Source organism: Sphingobacterium lactis (assembly GCF_051951495.1).
In the GTDB taxonomy this organism is placed as follows: domain Bacteria; phylum Bacteroidota; class Bacteroidia; order Sphingobacteriales; family Sphingobacteriaceae; genus Sphingobacterium; species Sphingobacterium lactis_A.
The window spans coordinates 1,419,356-1,434,844 of sequence record NZ_JBNHAS010000001.1; the positions used below are offsets into that span (position 1 = coordinate 1,419,356).

A 15,489-nucleotide genomic window follows, 5' to 3' on the forward strand; every position below is an offset into this window, starting at 1 on the left:
ACATCATTTTTTATATATATTTATTGATTTTTGGTAAAATTTTATACTCAAACATTATCTCACATCATAATAATTAAAATATAAGGTTATATTTGTAGCGAAGAAACTACATTCCATTTGCATCTATCTTTCATAAAATTGAAGGCATAAAGTAGTTTATTATATGAAATAAGGATACTACAAAACCAAATATTAATAGCTTGAAAATACCGGAAAACATTGACCGTATTCTAAATTTAGGGATTTTAGATGAAGATAGTTTTTTAGTAAAAAAGGAAATTCGCCTAGCAAACATCATTACTGTTAGCTGCAGCATTATCATCTTCATTTACGGATTTATCAATATTTGGAAATTCCCCATTATTGGCATTGCCAATTTTATTGGCGCTAGTCTGATGATCCTTACGTTAGGCTTTCATGCAAAAAGAAAACTGAGGACTGGCCAAATTTGGTTTTTAACTTCCATGGGGCTCCTTTTAGCCTTTGTTAATTTCATATCCCCCAATACTACTGAATATTTCTTAATTAGTCTCATAGCCCTCAGTTTATTGGTCTTACGCGACAACATCAGCAAAATAATCTTATCTATTTTTGTGTCTGCCGCTATTATTATCCCCAAGTACCTAGATTATTCCTTTCCATTCCTAGAGCATGTAGCTAAACATAGATTAATTTTTAACTCTATTTGGGGATTGGTAATTTTAATCGTCTTAAGTTATTACCTAAGAAGTATCCAAAAGAAATATCAAGAAGAGATTGAAGAAAAGAGCGCACAGATTAATGATCTAAACCGAGATTTAAAACACCTTTTTGCCATTATAGCCCACGATATTCATTCACCATTGCAGTCTTCAACCACAATGCTCAAAGATCTTTCTGGCACGCAAATGTCGAATGAATGGAAGGAAACTGCTATAAAACTAGTCCATAAACAATTGGCTACTTTACAAATTAACCTGAATAATTTGTTAGAATGGAGCAGACATAATATGCAAGGTTTACAAACCATGCCTGAAGGAATTATGTTGGCAAAAATTGTAAATGAAACCCTCAAATCCATGGAGGAGCGATTCTTGGAAAAAGAGATTCAAATCGACATTCAAATTGATCATGACATACAAGTTTATGCTGATCCTATTCAATTTACGGTCATTCTCCGCAATCTACTGGACAATGCCCTTAAATTTAGCAACCCAAATGGTTTAATTGCCATTAAAGCATCTGAAGAAAAAGAAAATACAACAATAAGTATTGAAGATCATGGTGTAGGTATCGACCAACAATTTATAGACTCCTTATTCCACACCATCAAAGATCCTTCTTTTGGGACTTCAGGTGAACGAGGTACTGGACTCGGATTGGTTCTAGTCGACAAATTAATCCAAGCAAACCACGGCACAGTCAAAATCAAGAGTAAACCGGAACAAGGAACGACTATTTTAATCGATCTTCCTAATCGTTAATTCTTAGGAACCAATTTATTTAAAGACTCAAATACTCCACTCCTTTTCAACAACCACATTCCTAAACGTTCCTCTGCAATACCTTGCGTAATTTTATAGGTAAATACGGGTAAACCTTCCTCGTCCCCATCTATTTTCATTTTCATAAATGCTATAGATGGAAAGCTTTTCAATTGCTCACTTAATTCGGTAATGTGTGAAGATACAATCACAAATGGCCCCTTTATTTCATCTAAATAACGCATGACCTCTAGGATCGCTTGGGAGGCATCACTATGATTCGTTCCTTTGAATAATTCATCTAATATAACCAAGGCATTAGATCCAGGTTCTATTTGATCCATAATATCCTTTAATCGAATAGCTTCCACATAAAAATGACTATATCCTAACTCTAAATTATCCTGTAAATTTACGCTGGTAAATAAGCCATCTATAATATCTGTTTCAAGGGTATCTGCTGGAACCGGAAAACCAATATGTGTCAAATAAACTGCTGCGGAAATGGACTTAATAATGGAAGATTTACCAGCCATATTTGCACCTGTTAAAAACCACAACCTTTTTTCTTGAGACAATTCTACATCGTTCCTGACAGGATTTTTATGAAAGATATGGTATAAACCCGTCATCTTAATTTTACCAGTACTATTTTTCTCATGTAAAACAGGATAGGAAAAACCATTCCTTCGAGAAACTTTCGCAACGGAGCGTAAGGCATCGATCTCATAAAAAAACTTAATAGCTTCCTTAATCACCTTAGAAAACTCATAGCGAATCATACGCTCATAAGTCTCAATGTTAAATATGTTAACTTTTAATTTCTCAACATCATAATCCTCATTTTTGAAAACCTTGGATAAATAGGATTGAATTTTATCAATCATTACTTGTACATCGTCGTAATGTTGTACCGCATTTATTTTCTTATAAAACTTATGTGATTGCAGTAAAAACTCAGTTGTTTCTAGTATATTACGCTTCTTGTAATAGTAAATCGGTGATTGAATTCCTAAAAAGTCCAGTAGGCTCAAGGAGGCTGTTGCACCAGAATGAGATGCCTTGACAAACTTCTCAATATCTTTTAGTATGACCCTGTGAAAAGGAAAATCTTCCTGCGCAAGAGGTTCAAGTCGTCTAATTTTAATTTGTCGATCTTCAATAGCTTGTTTATCAATAATTGGATCATAAAACCATTCCTTCAAAAAGTAATGTGCTCCTTCAGTTATCGTTTCATCGAAAAAATCAAAAACAGAACGACCATTCAATTCTTTCAACTGAATGTCTTTAATAGTCTGCTCATCAATAATAAACTTCGGCATATTTATCATAAAGGCAAATTAAGGTTCCTACGGATATATTATAAATATCGCAAATTCTTTAAGTAATGATGAAAATATACTTCAAATTGCATAAGCTATACAATCATATTTTTGAACTTTTAAGTTAATAACCTATTTCATAGTACTCAATACCTTATAAATCTGACCATTATTAAAATAAAATAAATTTTGTAGTATTGAAGAATAATGGATTTGGAAGAAAAAAGGAAAATATTCACGGTGTTATATGAAGCACATTGGAAAAGACTCTTCTTGCACGCCTATCAGATGTTGGATGATCAAGATGAGGCAAAGGATATTGTCCAAGAAGTATTCAGCAATCTTTGGGAAAGTCTAGACAGCCTAACCATACAACAATCATACAATGCCTATTTATACCGCTCCATTCGAAATGTCGTTATTAATAAGTTAGCTAGAAATAAACTAGGTCAAACTTACCTCAAATTCTTAGATGCACCCTCCTTTCAAAGCTATGTTTATAATCCTGAAGAAACCTTACGAGAAAAGGATTTTCAAGATATTATCAATCAGGAAATAGAACTCTTGCCATCTAAGATGCGAAGTATTTTCAAGAAAAGCCGTTATGAAAACATGAGCTATAAGGAAATTGCAGCAGATTTAGGGATAGCAGAAGGCACCGTTAAAAAACAGATTTATAAAGCCTTGCTGATCCTAAAACAAAAATTAAAATTTATTTTCATTTTAATGTACCACTAAGTACCTTCTTCTTTGTCATACTTCTGAACTAACCAATCAATGTATGACTAAGCCTAAAATAACGGAAGAAATTTTAAGGAAATATGTGGATAATCAATGTTCCGACCAAGAAAAAATTGCGGTAGAAAGTTGGTATAATCACATTAGTAAACAAAGAATCAGTGCTAAAGTGGAGGATCTAGACCTGGATTCCATCGACCATTATCTTCGTAACGCCTTTCAGGATAAGATTATCCAAAAACAAGACAGCAAACCAAAGCCCTTAAGAAGTTTTAAACCTTCCGTCTATTGGTCAGCAGCTGCCTTGATTTTGGTATTTAAAGTTATCAGTTTATTATATTGGCAAAGAACCGAAACAGGAAATTCAGAAATCTTTCAACAGCAAATTAGCAAAACATCTTTTTCACCAGGTACTTTTCAAGGAACGATTATACATGACCACAAAGATGAAGCTGCAAAGATTAATCAGACACCATTAAATCTTGAGACAACAAGTATAAATGACCAAGTGCAGTTGTTAACTGCAAGTGGAGAAGAATTTGAGTCAACCTTACCTGATGGAACTCGCGTTCGTATGAATGCGGGTTCTTCTTTACGTATTACCAAAGCTTTTAATCAAGAGTATCGTGATGTCTTTTTAGAAGGTGAGGCGTATTTTCATGTAGCAAAAGATCCCAACAGACCTTTTATCGTCCATGTAGCTGGCACCAAGATACAAGCCTTGGGCACAGCATTTAATGTAAAGTACTACCCTTCTGAGAACCCGATCATCAAAACTTTTTTGGAGGAAGGATCCATACAAATCCAACAACAAGAAGAACAATTCATTCTTAAACCAGGTGAATTATTTGAACATAACAATCAATCAGGTGCTAATCAGATTCAACGCAACTTAAAAGTAAATCAGTTGGCATGGAAGGATGGATATTTCGAGTTCAATGATTCCAGCTTACCCGAAATACTCCGAGAATTGGCCAGATGGTATAACTTTTCATTTGAGATCGATGATGCATACCAAAATAAAACATTGAGTGGAAAGTTCAAGCGAAATCAACCATTTTCAGATGTTATCCGAATCCTAAAATTCTCTGGAATTGATGTCATTCAAAACCAACAAACTTTAATACTACAACCAAATACATAACAATACCACAACCTTAATCAAATAATTTATGAAGTATTATTTTTCACTTTTGTTCCTGATGCTCCTCTCTTGGAGTAGCTTTGCATACAGCCAAAAGATTAGCCTTAAATTGGAAAGGGTAAGTTTTGAAAAACTTGTCCAAGAAATTGAAAGGCAAACCCCTTATAAATTTGTCTTTGACCCGAAAGAAATAACCAATCAGGCAAAATTCAGTATTCAAAGCGATGACCAACAAATCAAGGCCATCTTAGATCAGGCATTTAAAAACCACAATTTGGACTATCAAGTCATTGGCGAAACAATTGTGGTTAAAGGAAAGTCCACTCGAAACAAACAACAACAAAGAATCCAAGGAAGAGTAAGTGATGAAAATCAACAAGCGATGTCTAATGTTAGCATTCGAATAAAGCAAAGCAACCAAACTTTTCAAACGGATGCCAATGGAGATTTTAGTTTCGATGGTCCAAGTTCAGGTACCTTAGTTTTCACTTTTATGGGTTATAAAACACAAGAGGTAGCTTATTCTGGTTCCAGTCAATTAAACATTAGTATGGTACCCGACCTTGGCAATCTAGATGAAGTCGTTGTCATCGGTTATGGAACTTCCAGTGTTCGCAAAAATGTAGGGTCTGTTTCCAGTGTTTCTGCACAAGATTTAGAAAAACAACCAGTTTTAGATCCATTAGCAGCCATGCAAGGGCGCATTTCAGGTCTTAGCATCTCCTCCAATAGTGGACTTCCTGGTGGCTCCTATAATGTGCAATTAAGAGGTGCCAATTCTATCAATAATGGCAATAGTCCATTATACATTGTGGATGGGGTTCCTTTCTCCGACAATGCCATGAATCAGTTCATCAGTGCATCAGGAAACCAAAATCCTCTTTCACTCATCAACCCAAAAGACATTGAACGAATTGATGTTCTAAAAGATGCTGATGCAACCGCCATTTATGGTTCTCGTGGAGCTAATGGTGTCATCTTAATTACCACTAAAAAAGGAAGTGCACAAGAATTAAAAATTAACGCCAGCTTGTTGGTAGGTAATTCTCATGCTATTCAAAATTTAGAAATGATGAATACGGAGCAATATTTGGAAATCAGAAATGAGGCTTTCTCCAATGATGGAACTACACCTGATGAAACGAATGCTCCAGATCTTAAATTATGGGATGCTGGAATAAGTCAGGATTGGCAAAAAGAGCTGTTTGGAAACAGCGCAGCCTTTAATTCCATGCAATTGTCCTTCAACGGTGGAAGCTCTACTTTACAATACTTACTCAGTGGTAGTTATAGCAAACAAGGCGATGTTTTACCAGGAGATCGAAGTTACCAACGCGGAGGAGGAATGCTTAGTATCTCTAACCAATCTAAAAATGGTAAATTCAGAATCAACGGATCCGCAAACTTCAATGCAGACAATAATAATACCTTAGCAACTGATATAGCACAGTTTTACAACCTAGCTCCAAATTACCCGCTATATAATGACGATCAAAGTTTCTATTGGTTCGGAACAAGCTTACAAAACCCGATGGCCTATTTGGTTCGTGGCAATACCAATAAGTCAAAATCCTTATTAGCCAATACTAGCCTAAGCTATTTAATACTTGATGGATTGGAAGCTAAATTGAACATGGGTTATCAATTGCAGAAAATGGATCAATTGCAGACCTTACCAAGTACTGGTTTTAATCCATTAGTGGGTACTGCCGCCTCTGCAAGATACGGCAACTCTGATTTCAGCTCATTTATCATAGAGCCCCAACTAAATTATAATAAGCAATTTGGAGATCATGAAATTGGCTTCTTACTTGGTGGAACTTGGCAGAAATCATTAAATGAAGGCAAATTCTTCAATGGCACCAATTATCCATCCGATAGTCAATTAGACAACATACATGCCGCTGGTGATTTGAGTGTGGGTGATTATCAATACGGAGATTACCGCTATCAATCTGTTTTCTCAAGAATTAGCTATGGATACCAAGAGAAATATTTAGTGAATTTATCTGGTCGTAGAGATGGTTCTTCTCGTTTTGGCCCGAACAATCGATACGGTAATTTTGGTTCCATTGGCTTTGCTTGGATCTTTTCCAAGGAAGGATTCTTGAAAGACCAATCTATCCTAAGTTTTGGTAAATTAAGAGGAAGTTTAGGTATTACCGGAAATGACCAAATCGGGAATTACCAGTTCTTAGATACTTGGGAACCTGGTTTTGCATACCAAGGCATTGCTGGCCTATCCCCTGTCCGTGTGTTCAATCCAAATTTCAAATGGGAAGAAAATAAAAAACGAGAAATTGCCCTGGATTTAGGTTTTTTCAACGATCGTCTTTTCTTAACGACGAACTATTACAATAATCGCTCAGGCAATCAGTTAATAGAAATTCAATTAGCCCCGCAAACTGGCTTTGAATATTTCTTTGGCAACCAACCTGCATTAGTAGAAAACAGCGGATGGGAATTTGAATTGAATAGCACCAATTTCCGTAACCCAAATTTCACTTGGAATACCCAATTAAACCTCACCTTTCCTAAAAACAAATTATTGGCTTATCCCGATTTAGAAAACTCGGCTTCAGCTTACAGTTATGTTATCGGTGAATCTGTTCGTGTGGTGAAAGGTTATGATTTTATAGGCGTAGATCCTGAAACTGGCTTAGGTCAATATACAGATGTCAATGGCGATGATGAACTAGATGAAGCTAATGATTTCGTCGTTTTAGGCAACCTTATGCCTAAGTTCTATGGTGGCTTAAACAATAATTTATCCTTTAAAGATCTGTCCTTGAGCTTCCTCTTCCAATTTGTTAAGCAAGAAGGTCCAAGTATTGCCTATGGTCCTATGGCTAGTCATATTGGCGGACTCTCCAATATGGATGTAACCGTTTTAGATAGATGGCAAAAACCAGGCGATGTCACCGATATCCCTAGAGCTACCACAACCGCTTCAAATGATGCCTATACCAACTATCGCGATTACTACCGCTACTCTTCTGCCGTATGGGATGATGCATCTTACATTCGATTAAAGACGCTTGCATTAAGTTATAACCTGTCAAAATGGTCAAAGCAGATTAACATCCCGCAGTTACAGATCAGTTTTGCTGCACAGAACTTATTTACATGGACAAATTTTAGAGGTATGGACCCAGAGATGCAAGGCTTTGATAGAACTTATGTATCAGAAGTGAACCCGTTTGGTTCTGTTAAAACAACGGCAACACCAAGCCCTAGGACCTATACATTCGGTTTACAACTAACCTTTTAATGAACATTATTAATCTTACACATAGATCATGAAACTTATTAAATCGACCATATACAGCAGTATCATCAGCCTTTCGCTTCTTTTATCATCCTGTGAAAGCTTTTTAGATATTGACCCACCAAAAGATCAGGTATCAGCAGAAAATGCCTTTCAAGACGCAAAATCTGCCGAGGCAACTATCCTTGGTGTTTACAGCAATATGAATAATTATAATAATCAATTTGGTTCTGGATTATTGGCTATGCTCATGTCCATAACAGCAGATGATTATTATTCGGCATTTACCAGCTATGATGCCTATAAACTCAATAATATAACGCCAAACACAGATTATCTGGATCGCTTATGGAGCCAACCTTATTCCACTATTGGCCATTGCAATAAAGTAATTGAAGGTGTCGAAAATTCTAGCTTGAGTGCTGAAATCAAAAAACAAATAAGTGCTGAAGCCAGATTCACCCGTTGCTTTCATTATTTCTATTTAGTCAACTTATTTAAAAAAATCCCTTTAGTAACCAATTCAGATGTGAGTTCTTCGAATACCCAAGGGCAAGTTGACCCAGAGGAAGTCTATAACTTCTTGGTTCAAGATCTAAAACAAGCGGAAGCGGATATCGATGATGATTATCAAGGAACAGAGCGCGTGAGACCAAATAAAAAAGCTGTTTCTGCTTTATTAGCTCGGGTCTATCTATATAAAGGTGACTATGAAAACGCAGAAATTTCTGCTTCAAAGGTCATCGAAGATACCCGATATCAACTGATGAACAACTTAAATGATGTATTTTTGAAAACTAGTAAGGAAGCATTATGGCAAATTCAAACGGTTAATACATCCACCGCTGGTGTAAATACTTGGGAAGGATTTTCAATGGTTCCTGTCAATGCAACAGCTCGAGGATACTATAATGTTTTCCAAAAAACAATGGACAGTTTTGAGGCTGGCGATAAGAGAAAAACCGATTGGTTAAAACCATATACCATTACTTCCGGAACATTTTATACTCCATACAAATATAAAATCAGAACGAATATTGGTAGTCCAGTAATGGAGTACAACATGGTACTACGTCTAGCAGAGCAGTATTTAATCCGCGCAGAAGCTAGGCTAAAACTCAACAAAATCAAACTTGCAGTGGATGATGTGAATGCCATTCGCAAGCGTGCTGGATTAACCCTTTTGCCTGAAACAATCGCAGCAAATGATTTAGCCATAGCCTTAGAGAAAGAGAAACACTTGGAGTTATTGGGCGAATGGGGACATCGTTGGTTCGATTTAAATAGAACAAATCGCGCTGTTGCTGTACTTTCACAAACAAAAGGTAATTTTACACAAGAAGATACTCGTATACCAATTGCTCAGTCTATCCTATTAAGTAATACAAATCTGAAACAAAATGATCAATAAATTTATCCTTATAGCTGCAACCTTGCTCTTTGCCAATATCCTTGCAGTACATGCGCAGGAAAATGCTGTGGTTATTCATCCAACTAAGGCAAGTCCTAAGGATGAAGTAAATATCAAGTTATTAGCTAATAAGGTTCAAATTCCAGACTCCATTAAGCAATTGTTTTTACAGTTTTCCTATTCCAATTTTTATGAAATGCCACAACGATTGGAAATGAAAAAAGTAAATCAAGATTGGGAAGTTAACTTCAAACTTCCCTTCTATGCCAATTACAGTTCATTCTTTATTACAAGTGCAGACCAGAAATTTGTAATTCGTCCAACGGACACCACACATTATGAAATATTTGTTTATGAAGGAAATAAACTAAAGGAAGGTAATTATTTAGCAAAAGGCTATAGTACGGCATATCAGAACCGCAACTCCAAAAGCATGGAGCAGCAACAATTAGCCTACTTTCTGAAAGAACAACAACTGTTTCCAACGAATTATGAGAATAACCTCAAGATTTTACAGTACCGGATGAAAACGGCAAAGGATGAGGTCTCCAAGGAAAAGTATAGGCAACAAGCCCTCCAAGTTATTGAAGACAAGTTTCGATCTAACCCCACAGTGGATGGTAACCTAAATAAGGTAACCATGGGATTCCTTATCATAGGGGAAAAACAAAAAGTAGATTCCATTCGAAATGTAGTTATCAAAGAATTTCCAAATTCAAATTTAGGCATGAGCTATACATTAGGCAGACTTTTGGATATCCCAGATACAGCTGTCGTAATCACAGAGATTAATAAGCTATTACCCAAAAAGACAAAGGATAATGAAGAAGCATTTCAATCTGCATACAGTTATTTATTTGAATATTATGTTGGTAAAAAAGATGCAGATAAGGCATTGAGTTATTATCCATTTATTTTGGATAAAGAACCAAATCCTTACACCTGGCGAACTTATACTTATTATGTGGACTTATTGATTGACAATAATATCCTATTAGATAAAGCGCAAGAATTAAACAATTTAGTCTTAAATAATATTGCCGATTATCCAGTAACCTTAGTTCGATATTTTCCAGAAACAGGATACTTAGTGGGTCATGACGATGCCAGACAAGAAAAGATTAATAAAGTAAAATCCGAAGTCTTATTAAGGCAGGGCTTAATTCAGCAAAAAACAGGTCACAAGCAAGAAGCCTACGCCTTGTTAGCCAAGAATTATCCATTGGTTGAAAGTAAGGATTTATTGAAAAAAACAGCTCAAGTTTTTGCTGATAACAAAGATATTGATCAAGAACTTCAGGTTTGGAGTCAGGCGTATAAATTAACGCCTTATGACAGCACAATCCGTACTTCTTTAAGCAAGACACTTCTTAAACAGAATAAATCAGATGAAGAAATAAGGTCCTATGTCAATGGCTTAGATCTAGAATGGAAAGGAGCATATTTTAAAAGTTTGGAAAAAAAGGTCATTAAAGGAGAAATCTTTCCATCTGAACTTTCTATTAAAGATATGAGTGGAAAAGCCTTAACCAGTCAAGACCTACAAGGTAAGGTAGTGGTAATAGATTTATGGGCCACTTGGTGCGTTCCATGTTTAGCTTCCTTCCCCTATGTTCATCAAGTCTATTTGAAATATAAGGATAACCCAAAAGTTAAGTTTGTTATTTTAAATACTGGAAGTGGAAATACATTTGAGGATGCGAAAAACTGGGTGGACAAAAATCCGAATTACACTTTTCCTGTGTACTATAACAGCGACAAAACGTTTAATGGTAAACTGGATGTCAATACTATACCTACAACCTTTATACTAGGGCCAAATCAAAATATTGTCTTTAAAAAAGTAGGCTCTGAAGGCGAGAAAATATTGCAAGACTTAGATGCCATGATCGACTTTGTTTTACAGCATTAAGATCAAGCATTTTTAAAAATATGGCGAACCAATTCTACTAGGTTCGCCTTTTTATTTTAAATGGTTAAAATCATCACATCAACTTAAAAAAAGGCAGTAAAACAAACCACATAATATAGGATAATGCAACTGCTATAATACCATCAATCCGATTGGGTTTTTCTTTCTTGTTCGCAAATCGAAATAACATATAGGCAAGATAAATGCCATGTAAAAGGACTAAATAGACTGGCCAGCCATATTCGATCCTGAAATCATTTAGATTTTCTAAAAGAAAAACAGAACCTACAGCAGCTATGACCAATACTGCTGCAACCCTTGCCAATATGGTCTTACCCCACTGAACAGCCAAGGTTCTTTTCCCTACAGCCATATCAGCCTCATAATCGGGAATACCAGCCATCATAATTGCTGGAACAATGGCCAAAAAAAGCGGAATCCCCAACAGCCAAGGAAATGTATCGGTTAAGGAACCACCATACAGTACATATGCATATAATATGGTTGCAAAGCTATGTGTGAAACCAACTGTTATTTCACCGAAACCTCGGTAAGATAACTTTAATGGCTTTGCCGTATAGGATATGGCCAATAGAAAAAAAACTAGAATCAATCCTATGTTTAGGACAAATGAATTTACTGATAACCACGAGACTAAAGCTGTTAATATGGCGCAAAAAACAAGTAAAATCTTAATGGCCTTTTGCAATTGTTCTTTTTGAAGTACTCCACTGACTAAAACTCTAGATCCGCCTGAAAACATACTAAAAGATTGATTGCGTTTATCTGTTTCAAAGTCCTCAAAATCATTATGGAAAACGACAATAACTTCCAATAAAAACAAAAGTAGGTAAGCCAATAGGAAGAATGGGATGTTTATATTTCCGGTAGTACCTATAAATGCAAAGGCTCCAATGGCATAAGCGAAAAAAGTCATGGGATAAAACTGTAACCGTATAGCTTTTACCCAAGGGTTTATTTGCTTTTTGAATTTATCCCATGGACTTAAAACACCCTTGTTTAAAGATATGCCTAGGGCATAAGCTTCCTTTAACCACGCTTCTTTTTGTTCCGGACTGGAATGTTTAATTGGGCTTGCTTTGAAAATTCGTACTGGAGAAATCCCACAGAATTTGAGTGTAGCATTGATCAGTGATTTTTTTAATGGAGAGCCATTGAAGAGCTGGTCTACCAACACAGGAGTATCCATGGTGGTAATAATTTGGGCAGTTCTTGGGCTCAACATCTTTTCGTAATGATCGAACTGTATTTCCCTAAACGCGAAACCCGGCACAAAACATCGGTCTAAGAACCCTTTAACTAAAGCTGGTACATTTCCCCACCAAGTAGGAAATACAAATACCAAATGATCTGCCCACAAAATGAGCTCTTTAGCTTGAGCAAGATCAGGTTCAACAAATTGTTTTTGAGGAGATGGAACAAGAACCTGGGGTTCAAAATCTAAGTCAATTAAATCCAACCGACGGATTTGCACCTGAGCGTCCTGAGCACCTCGTATGTATTGATCTGCTAAGGCAGCACAATAACTATCTTTACGAGGATGTCCAAAAATTAAAAGTATATGTAATCCCATCTTATTCATATAAACAACATGGGTTAAAAAAGGATTTAAAAATCCTTTATTTTAGATTTATTACACCTGCACGAAATGAAGAAAGCAATCCACCCTATTATGGTGGTAAAAGAGGACAAGTTGAGAACGCTTTGGGTGAGAAATTTGAAAAGGCACAAAATCTAGGGATAAATAGAGGACATAAAATATAAATGAGAAAATATAAACTCAGTTTGTTGTAAAACAATTATTGTATTTTAGGGGAAATTATTGTGTTTGTGAGTCATGTTTTTTAACCTGTCTAAAAAGTGGAAATACAAGTGTGTCAATTGTTGCCAGTACCCCCCCAGGTAACACAAAATGTAAATAGAACAAACTATGAAATGGAAATTTATTTTTGTAACCCTAGCAATCGTTGTCATCATTGTAAACTTGCCAATAATCAACAAGAACACTTTATTGATAATAGATGGAAATGATCCTTTTAGATATTCTAATTCGAATGCATCCTTTACGCGAGAGGAGTCATTTGGATTTAAGGATCCTTATTTGACTAACTCGTCAATAAATCGTTTCATAGAAGAAACAAATCCTTCCGATGAAGACAAACAAGTCTTTCGTCTTTATAAAATCAATCCCTTATGTTTTTGGAGATGGTCTTACTATATTTCTATTAGCAGGGATTATAAGTATAAATCCTGGGACGATATAGTATTAAATCGAGTTCCATACGACCCGGAGAATATGTGGCAGGATTTTTAAAAGACATTAATTAAAAAATCCGTGTTTTAAAGGAGAGGAAATGAAAAGTCAATGGATTGAACAATAATTCAGTCCTTTTTTTAGCTCAATTTACAAGCAATTGCGAAGTAAGTTGCCTTTCATATCTAATCAGGGAGTTATATTAATTATGGTCATACTGATATGTTGATTCCAGAGGTAACATTCCATTTAATAACAACATCTATAATAAAAATTTTGAAGCCTTATTTATATGTGAATCAAAAAAGGTTACAATTCAAATTGTAACCCTTTATTATATCGATACCTTAACCTATTTGACTAGTTCAACCTCTGTAATTTGGTTGCCCTGTTTGGTGCGGGTGTATTTATAACGTACTTGTTGATTTAAGGAAAGTTGCATTCCTGCTAATTTATCATTGAAATAAACGGTTTCTCTCGATAAATTATCACGAATAAATCCATAGTTACCTGTTTCATTGTAATATGAAACTTTACCATGTAAAAATTCCTCCTCCATATCCTGAGGTCTTAATAAATCCTCTTCCTTAAATTTATAAGGTTGTGCTGGTGGAGTATCCGAAATATTTCCGAATTCATCCACATATGCAAACATCTCCTCTAAGGATTTGCCTTTGTTGTTGTTCGTCTTGTTTTGTTCGCGACGTTCAACCTTTTCTTGTTTTTTTAATTGTTTTCTTTTTGCTGTTTCTTTTTTCTTGAATGTAAGCTGAGTTTTTGCCATTAATTAGAATTAAAGTTATCGAATGTTTTAAAGAGAGTGAGTTCTTAGGAAAGCTTGCCTGGCTTGAAGATAAGAATGAGATTCTCTGTGAAAGTATACAAATATACGATTTTTTAAGGACAAAAACGAATGTAATTAGCGCTACATCTTACTATATTTTTACCGCATCTCCATACGATGCTATCCATATTAGATAAAACCAATGCCATCAAATTTAGCATCATTTATCCCCCTTTCTAATCAAATCTCCTTTTAAATGGAGTTAAAGCTAATCACAATCATATTTTAAAATAAAATAATTGGATAACTTCGGGTTTAGTGTATACCACTACAAACCAAAACATTAGCCAATTATGAAGACAAGAATGATGATTAGTATCTTACTAATCCCACTTTGCTACCTGCTAAGTAATGCTCAAATCAAAAACCTACCAACTACCATAACAGGCTCTTGGGATGTCTGGATTCCAGGAGCAGTAACCTATCATCAGAAAAGCGATGCGACATATCAACGGTACGAACCTAGTGTAGCCATGCGAACTCTGAAAATTAATAACAAAGGCTCATTTGAATGGGGAAATTCCAAAGGATCCTTACAAGAGGTCCGTCCATGGTATGCTGAGGATAGTAAACGATATTTCAGAATTCAGGATTTATCGAAGAACACCTATGACCTCTGGTATAAAGAAAGTACCGATGAATTGATTTTACTTTTTGGAGAAGTTGGTGGCCATGCTGCAACAGGAACACGAATTGGTAAAAGAAAAATAGAAGATGCTAAACCTAAAGAAAATCCAAAGCCTCTAATTAACGACCAAAAGGTAAATTCCAAACCCAAAGAAAAGGAAAGCCAAAACAGCAACACTTATCAAGTGAATGATAAGGTAGAGGTCATTTGGTCTTCTACATGGTACCAAGCCACGGTATTGGAAGTCAAAGATGGAAAATACCTGATTCGTTACGACGGTTGGGGAAAGCTATATGATGAATGGGTATATCCAGATCGCATAAGAAGAAAAAAAACATAAAATAGAACTTCCGTATCCTTTCAAGCAAAAAAATGGTATTCGTTCGAATAGAATCTATTTCCCTTTAGGATTGCTCCGTATTGAGAACCATATTGGCTTGAGTTTGCTTCGAGACTCTCAAGGAATTTCTAGGGATCTGATATG

Annotated in this window: 11 protein-coding genes; 8 read left to right on the forward strand and 3 right to left on the reverse strand. The window is 35.6% G+C overall.

The window, feature by feature from the left end; genetic code table 11:
* The first annotated feature begins 200 nt into the window (after positions 1-200).
* Positions 201-1,463, forward strand: coding sequence for a sensor histidine kinase (locus ACP6L2_RS06090; RefSeq protein WP_440508382.1), 1,263 nt, complete (start codon positions 201-203; stop codon positions 1,461-1,463).
* Here ACP6L2_RS06090 and ACP6L2_RS06095 read toward each other — a convergent pair.
* Positions 1,460-2,785: a MutS-related protein gene (locus tag ACP6L2_RS06095; protein ID WP_440508383.1), complete on the reverse strand. Its 1,326-nt coding sequence runs from the start codon at positions 2,783-2,785 to the stop codon at positions 1,460-1,462. The genes ACP6L2_RS06090 and ACP6L2_RS06095 overlap by 4 nt on opposite strands.
* A 207-nt stretch (positions 2,786-2,992) precedes the next feature.
* Between ACP6L2_RS06095 and ACP6L2_RS06100 the strand changes: the two genes are divergently transcribed.
* The 5 genes from ACP6L2_RS06100 to ACP6L2_RS06120 are packed head-to-tail and all read left to right on the forward strand — an operon-like array spanning position 2,993 to position 11,258.
* The gene (locus ACP6L2_RS06100; RefSeq protein WP_440508384.1) at positions 2,993-3,523 is read left to right on the forward strand and encodes an RNA polymerase sigma-70 factor; all 531 of its coding nucleotides are present in this window, start codon (positions 2,993-2,995) and stop codon (positions 3,521-3,523) included.
* Between the two features lie 43 nt (positions 3,524-3,566).
* Positions 3,567-4,667: a FecR family protein gene (locus ACP6L2_RS06105; protein WP_440508385.1), complete on the forward strand. Its 1,101-nt coding sequence runs from the start codon at positions 3,567-3,569 to the stop codon at positions 4,665-4,667.
* A 28-nt stretch (positions 4,668-4,695) separates the two neighbouring features.
* Positions 4,696-7,938: a TonB-dependent receptor gene (locus tag ACP6L2_RS06110; protein ID WP_440508386.1), complete on the forward strand. Its 3,243-nt coding sequence runs from the start codon at positions 4,696-4,698 to the stop codon at positions 7,936-7,938.
* A 28-nt stretch (positions 7,939-7,966) separates the two neighbouring features.
* Positions 7,967-9,346 (forward strand): RagB/SusD family nutrient uptake outer membrane protein, encoded by a 1,380-nt coding sequence (locus ACP6L2_RS06115; protein WP_440508387.1) that lies wholly within the window; start codon positions 7,967-7,969, stop codon positions 9,344-9,346.
* Positions 9,336-11,258, forward strand: a complete 1,923-nt coding sequence (locus ACP6L2_RS06120) for a TlpA family protein disulfide reductase (RefSeq protein ID WP_440508388.1) — start codon at positions 9,336-9,338, stop codon at positions 11,256-11,258. The genes ACP6L2_RS06115 and ACP6L2_RS06120 overlap by 11 nt, the downstream gene beginning before the upstream one ends.
* A 73-nt stretch (positions 11,259-11,331) precedes the next feature.
* Here the strand turns inward: ACP6L2_RS06120 and ACP6L2_RS06125 are convergent, their stop codons facing one another.
* Complete coding sequence (locus ACP6L2_RS06125; RefSeq protein WP_440508389.1) at positions 11,332-12,852, reverse strand: NAD(P)H-dependent oxidoreductase; 1,521 nt, start codon at positions 12,850-12,852, stop codon at positions 11,332-11,334.
* A gap of 357 nt (positions 12,853-13,209) precedes the next feature.
* Here ACP6L2_RS06125 and ACP6L2_RS06130 point away from each other — a divergent pair, with 357 nt between their 5' ends.
* Positions 13,210-13,593 (forward strand): hypothetical protein, encoded by a 384-nt coding sequence (locus ACP6L2_RS06130; RefSeq protein ID WP_440508390.1) that lies wholly within the window; start codon positions 13,210-13,212, stop codon positions 13,591-13,593.
* 292 nt (positions 13,594-13,885) lie between these two features.
* Here ACP6L2_RS06130 and ACP6L2_RS06135 read toward each other — a convergent pair whose 3' ends face one another.
* Entirely contained in the window at positions 13,886-14,317 is a 432-nt protein-coding gene (locus ACP6L2_RS06135; protein WP_344674083.1) for a cold-shock protein, read from the reverse strand.
* A gap of 353 nt (positions 14,318-14,670) precedes the next feature.
* Here ACP6L2_RS06135 and ACP6L2_RS06140 point away from each other — a divergent pair, with 353 nt between their 5' ends.
* Positions 14,671-15,345 carry an agenet domain-containing protein gene (locus tag ACP6L2_RS06140; RefSeq protein WP_440508391.1) on the forward strand — a complete coding sequence of 225 codons (675 nt, stop codon included), beginning with the start codon at positions 14,671-14,673 and terminating at the stop codon, positions 15,343-15,345.
* The last annotated feature ends 144 nt before the right edge of the window (positions 15,346-15,489 follow it).